This window comes from Porticoccus sp. (genome assembly GCF_041592135.1).
Classification (GTDB): Bacteria; Pseudomonadota; Gammaproteobacteria; order Pseudomonadales; family Porticoccaceae; genus Porticoccus.
Genome location: NZ_JBFHQR010000138.1, coordinates 1 through 5,977 on the forward strand (window position 1 = coordinate 1; position 5,977 = coordinate 5,977).

6 protein-coding genes are annotated in these 5,977 nt (G+C 62.4%); 3 read left to right on the plus strand and 3 right to left on the minus strand.

Annotated elements, in window-relative coordinates; all coding sequences use genetic code 11:
• Positions 1-174 precede the first annotated feature (174 nt).
• The 3 genes from ABY948_RS10655 (at position 175) to dxs (ending at position 3,314) form a co-directional block, all read left to right on the plus strand.
• Positions 175-408, plus strand: coding sequence for an exodeoxyribonuclease VII small subunit (locus ABY948_RS10655; protein ID WP_461482519.1), 234 nt, complete (start codon positions 175-177; stop codon positions 406-408).
• Positions 408-1,295, plus strand: a complete 888-nt coding sequence (locus tag ABY948_RS10660; protein WP_461482520.1) for a polyprenyl synthetase family protein — start codon at positions 408-410, stop codon at positions 1,293-1,295. Before ABY948_RS10655 ends, ABY948_RS10660 begins: the two co-directional genes overlap by 1 nt.
• 84 nt (positions 1,296-1,379) lie before the next feature.
• Positions 1,380-3,314: a 1-deoxy-D-xylulose-5-phosphate synthase gene (dxs, locus tag ABY948_RS10665; protein ID WP_461482521.1), complete on the plus strand. Its 1,935-nt coding sequence runs from the start codon at positions 1,380-1,382 to the stop codon at positions 3,312-3,314.
• Here the strand turns inward: dxs and ABY948_RS10670 are convergent, their stop codons facing one another.
• The 3 genes from ABY948_RS10670 to ABY948_RS10680 form a co-directional block, all read right to left on the minus strand.
• Positions 3,315-4,136 (minus strand): SDR family oxidoreductase, encoded by an 822-nt coding sequence (locus tag ABY948_RS10670; RefSeq protein ID WP_461482522.1) that lies wholly within the window; start codon positions 4,134-4,136, stop codon positions 3,315-3,317.
• Positions 4,137-4,166: 30 nt separating this feature from the next.
• Entirely contained in the window at positions 4,167-4,505 is a 339-nt protein-coding gene (locus ABY948_RS10675) for a YqcC family protein (RefSeq protein ID WP_461482523.1), read from the minus strand.
• A 54-nt stretch (positions 4,506-4,559) separates the two neighbouring features.
• On the minus strand, positions 4,560-5,977 hold a 1,418-nt coding region (locus ABY948_RS10680; protein WP_461482524.1), incomplete at its 5' end, for a helicase C-terminal domain-containing protein.

Below are 5,977 nucleotides of genomic sequence, written 5' to 3' on the forward strand. Positions count from 1 at the left end.
ACATCCCTGTGTCGTAGCATCCTTGCCCATTAACTATGGTCTGTTGTTGGCCCTGTGAACATTGGACATTTGCTGTTTTTCTTGTAGGAAAAAGATTACACGGCAATACCTATCTAAATTGACCGCACCACAGTGCTCGGTTAGTGTTGCGGCTTGATTGCTGGAGTAACGAACGTGGCGACACGCAAAAAAACCGTGGACTTTGAACAAAAGCTCAACCAGCTGGAACTGCTGGTCAACGAGATGGAAAAAGGCGCGCTGACCCTGGAAGAGTCCCTCAAGGCCTTCGAAGAGGGCATTAAAATCACCCGCGAGTGCCAACAGGCACTGAAGGATGCCGAACTGAAGGTAGACCTGCTCACCCGAGACGCTGCGGGACCCAGCGAATTTGATGCCGAGAACGACTGATGCGCGCGTTGCCCTTCGATGACTTTGTGCTCGCTGCCAGACAACGCGTCGACCGGCGCCTGGACCAGGCGCTTCCCCCCGCCACGACATCGGGAACACAGTTGCAGGATGCCATTCGCTACAGCGTCTTCAATGGCGGCAAGCGCATCCGGCCGGTGCTGGCCTACGCCGCCGCCCAGGCCGTTGGCGATATCAGCCGGTTGACCGATTGTGCAGCCGCAGCGGTGGAGATGATCCACGCCTATTCGCTGATCCACGACGACCTGCCCGCCATGGACAACGACGATCTGCGCCGCGGCAAGCCCACCTGTCACATCGCCTTCGATGAAGCCACCGCCATTCTCGCCGGTGACGCCCTGCAAACCCTGGCCTTCGAGCAACTGCTGGCGGAACAGGATGCCCCCCAAACCACCCTACAGCTGTTGAACATACTGTGCAGGGCGGCGGGAACCGAGGGCATGGTGCTCGGCCAGGCACTGGATATCGCCGCCGTCGATAAGATACTGACTCTCGAGCAGCTGGAGCAGGTGCACCGGCACAAGACCGGTGCCATGATCAACGCCAGCATTCTCATGGGCGCCCTGTCCGCCGGCGCCACAGCAGCGCAGCTGGCGGCGCTGACAGACTACGGCAGCGCCATCGGGCTGGCCTTCCAGGTGCAGGACGACATTCTTGATGTCACCGGCGCCACCGACGTCATCGGCAAACAACAGGGCGCTGATCTGGCGCTCAACAAGCCCACCTATGTAGCCCTGCTGGGACTGGACGGCGCCAAGGACAAGGCACAGGAACTGCACCAGGCCGCCCTGGAGGCATTGCACGGGTTTGATGAGTGCGCCGACCAGCTGCGCGCCGTTGCCCACTACATCATCAGCCGGGGATACTGACAGCAGCGGTGTATTTCACCCCGGCAGAGGCCCAACAGGCCATTTTGGTGTAAGATTGCCCCCTTTGCGCCAAACCGATTCCGCATGCCAAAAACCTTTCAGGACATACCGCTGACCCGCCCGGAAACCCCGCTGCTGGACAGTATTGATCACCCGTTTCACCTGCGTGAACTGGACGACGATCAATTGCCGGTGCTGGCGGATGAGCTGCGCGCCTACCTGCTCTACAGTGTCGGCAAAAGCGGCGGTCATTTTGGCGCCGGGCTGGGAACGGTCGAGCTGACCATCGCCCTGCACCATGTTTTCAATACACCCCACGACCGGCTGGTCTGGGATGTGGGCCACCAGGCCTACCCCCATAAAATCCTCACCGGTCGCCGGGACCAGATGCCGCGCATACGCCAGGCGGACGGTTTGTCCGCCTTTCCCAAACGGGATGAGAGCGAATATGACACCTTTGGCGTCGGCCACTCCAGCACCTCCATCAGCGCGGCCCTCGGCATGGCACTCGGCGCGGCCATGGGCGGCGAGGAGCGCGAAGTCGTGGCGGTGATCGGCGATGGCGCCATGACCGCGGGCATGGCCTTCGAGGCACTCAATCACGCCGCGCACACCAATGCCAACCTGCTGGTGGTGCTGAACGACAACAACATGTCGATCTCCCACAATGTCGGCGGGCTGGCCACCTACTTTTCTAAAATATGGTCCAGCCGGTTTTACAATTCCATCCGCGAGGGTGGCAAGAAAGTGCTGCGCTCCGTGCCCTCTGCCGCCACCTTTGTGCGCAAGACCGAGGAGCACCTGAAAGCCATGGTGGCACCGGGCATCGTCTTCGAGGAGCTGGGGTTCAACTACATTGGTCCCATCGATGGCCACAACCTGCCGTTGCTGGTGCAGACACTGCGCAACCTGAAGTGCCTCAACGGCCCCATTCTGTTGCACACCATTACCCGCAAGGGCAAGGGCTTTGGTCCCGCCGAGGCGGATCCGGTGGGCTACCACGCCCTCAACAAAATCGAGCCAAAAAACAAACCCCAGGTGGCGGTGGCCAGATCGCCCGCCGCAGTGGCGCCCCCCAAAGTCAAATATCAGCAGGTGTTTGGCGACTGGCTCTGTGATATGGCAGAAAAAGATGCCCGCCTGGTGGGCATCACCCCGGCCATGTGTGAAGGTTCCGGAATGGTGGACTTTGCCCAGCGCTTTGCCGACCGCTTTCACGATGTCGCCATCGCCGAGCAACACGCGGTGACCCTGGCGGCGGGACTGGCCTGTGAGGGCATGAAGCCGGTGGTGGCCATTTATTCCACCTTCCTGCAGCGGGCCTACGACCAACTGATCCACGACGTGGCACTGCAGAATCTCGATGTGCTGTTCGGCATCGACCGCGCCGGACTGGTGGGCGAAGACGGCCCCACCCACGCCGGCAGTTTTGACCTCACCTATCTGCGCTGCATTCCCAACATGCTGGTGATGTCCCCCTCCGATGAGAACGAAACCCGCCAGTTGCTCTATACCGGCTTTATTCATCAGGGCCCCGCGGCCGTGCGCTATCCCCGCGGCACCGGGCCCGGGACGGCGATAGCAAAACCGATGACGGCCCTGCCCATCGGCAAGGGCGTGGTCAGGCGTTCGGGGAACCGCGTCGTGATCTTCAACTTCGGTACGCTGTTGCCCGCCGCGCTACAGGCCGCGGAACAGCTCGGTGCGACCGTGGCGGACATGCGCTTTGTGAAACCCCTGGACACCGCGTTGATCGATCGCCTGGCGGCCCAGCACGAACTATTGGTGACCCTTGAGGAAAACACGGTGCAAGGTGGCGCTGGGGCAGCGGTGAGCGAGCACCTGGCTTGCAGCGGAATCGTGATGCCTATCCTCCACCTCGGACTGCCGGACCTGTTCGTCGACCACGGCAGTCACCAGCAGCAGCTGTCTGCGGTGGGGCTGGACGCCGCCGGCATTCAGCGGACGATTGAGCAGCGCCTCAACGAGATGAGCAGCATACAGAACGCCGTGTCCTGATTACCGCACTCCCTGCCCGGCCAGTGCCGCCAGACTGCGACCAATTTCTCCCGCACCGCCAAGGCTCCAGCCACCATCTACCGGTAGAATGACGCCGTTGATATAACCGGCCGCCCGGGAGGCGATAAACAACGCCGCCTGGGCCAGATCCTCGGTGGTGCCCTGGCGTTTCAATGGCACAGAATCCGCGATCATGGCCGCACCGGCCGGCCCCGGCGGCGCCAGCCGTTTCATGCCCTCGGTGCCCGCGATGGGCCCCGGCACCAGCGAATTGACCCGAATCCCCACCGGCCCCCACTCCAGTGCAGTCGTTCTGGTCAACATATCGACACCGGCCTTGGCGGCACAGACATGGGCTTGCATTTCCATGGGGACAAACGCCTGGGGCGCAGAAATATTGATGACACAGGCGCCGGGTTTGCGCAGGTAGGCATAGCTGTAGCGCAGCACGTTAAACGTCCCCAACAGGTCAATATCCATCACTGCCTTGAAGGCATTGCTGGACATGCTATTGGCGGCGGTGGGAAAGTTACCCGCCGCACCGGACACCAGTACATCGAAGCTGCCCAGCTCCCGATGGGCCGCCGCAAAGACCTCCTGTAAACGCTCCCCATCGCGCACATCGGCGGTGTAGCCCAGTACCCTGCCACCCTGTTGTTGCAGATCAGCCACGGCGCTGTCGACCTTTTCCCGGGAGCGACTCAACACCGCGACACTGGCACCGGCCCTGGCGAAACCGCGGGCAATGCCCAGATTGATGCCGCTGGTACCGCCGGCGACAAACACGTTACAACCGCGGTAATCAAAGGTGCATTCTGTCATGGGGCCGCCCTCTGTCAGGTGGAGTTGATGTCAGTGCGCTTCCGGTGGCGATGAGAGTATCTCGTCAATGGCCGCCAGCACCGCGAGAAGTGCATCGGACCCGACGCCCAGCCCGCGAAAATATTCCTCTGCCATGGGCGCGATCCCGCAGGTGCCAGGCAGCGGTGCCGCGGTGTCCACCAGCTGCCGCATGCGCGGCAGGAAGATAAACTGCAACCACTCCACCAGGGTCAGGGTATCCAGCGCAAACGGCTGGCTGCTGGCCAATGCCGCCGCATCCGGCACCCGCTCGGACCACAGCGCCAGGTCCCGCAACTGTTTTTCGAGAACACCGAGCTGCGGCGCCAATTGGCGGTGTCGTTCTGTCACGCGAGTTCCTCCAGCCGTCACGCAAGCTCCTCCAGCCGTGGACGCAGCATCAGCTTAGTGGGTTTCGCGCCGAAAGGGCGGCAGGTCATCGAGCATCTGCTGACCGTAGCGTTTACTGACAATCCGCCGGTCGAGTATGCTGATGCGGCCGGTGTCCTGTTCCGTGCGAATCAACCGTCCGCAGGCCTGGTGCAAACGCAGGGAGGCATCCGGCAACATCAGTTCCATAAAGGGATTGCCACCCTGCTGTTCGAGCCAGTCAGACAGGGTCTGATAGACCGGATCGTCCGGCACCGCAAAGGGCAACTTGGCAATCACCACATGGCGACAATAGTCTCCGGGAAAGTCCATTCCCTCAGCGAAGCTGGCCAGGCCAAAAATCACACTGCCCTCACCACCGTCGATGGCATCCCGGTGGCGGCGCACAATTTCCTGGTTGGACCACTGCCCCTGTAGCAGTATCGTCTCCCGGCATGCCTCCGGCAGCCGTTCATGGACCAGTTCCATCTGGCGCCGCGACGCAAACAGCACCAGCGTGCCCTCCGACCAGTTGACGAGCTCCGGCAGTGAGCTGATCAGCGCCTCGGTGTGCGCGCGGCTGTCGGCGCCATCGGCGCCGATATCCGGCACCGCAAGCACCCCGGCATTGCCATAGTCAAAGGCACCGGCCACCGCCGTGTACACCGCGCCCGCCGGCAGCCCACAGCGCTTGCTGAAATTGTCAAACTTGCCGAGGGTGCGCAAGGTGGCGGAGGTAATGATCGCGGCGTAACAGCGCTGCCACAGGCTGTCCTGAAAGATACCCCCCGCATTGGTGGGCGACGCCGAAACCCGGATATCCGGGCTGCCGCCCTCCTGCTCGAGGGACAACCAGCGGGCGTAGGGTGGACCGGCAGCGGGATCATCCTCCCGGGCATAGCACTGCCAGAGGTGCAGGGCGCCCTCCACCCGTCCCTGCCAGATACCCACCTGTTGAAACAGCTGCTCCAGGTCGACCCGGGGCACCGGGAAATGGGCTTCATCCATGGCATCCCCCAGGCGGTCGGACAGCACCTCGATGGTTGTAGTCAGCACCCCCAACCCCTGCACCAGGTGACCGGCCAGTTCGCGGATATCCTCGCCGGGATCACCGCCGGTAAAACACCAGCGGGGGCCCTCCTCACCGTCGGGCAGCTGGTCGAAATATTTCTCCAGCACGGGAAAACTCAAACCGAGCAATTTGTCGGCCTCCCCTGCCGCGACACCGAGCTTGTCCAGCCGCGACCGCAGCTCCGGGGCATCTTTCAACAGCGGCCCCCAACCCTCTACCTGTTTTTTCATGCGCCCCAGCCAACCGCTGGTGGTGCGCACGCGACAGGTGCCGGCAAAGTGATTGAGGGCCGTGGCGGCGATGCGATGGCCCTCGTCAAAGATATAGATCGTGTCCTCGGGGGCGGGCAGAATCACGCCGCCACCCAGCGCCAGGTCGGCCA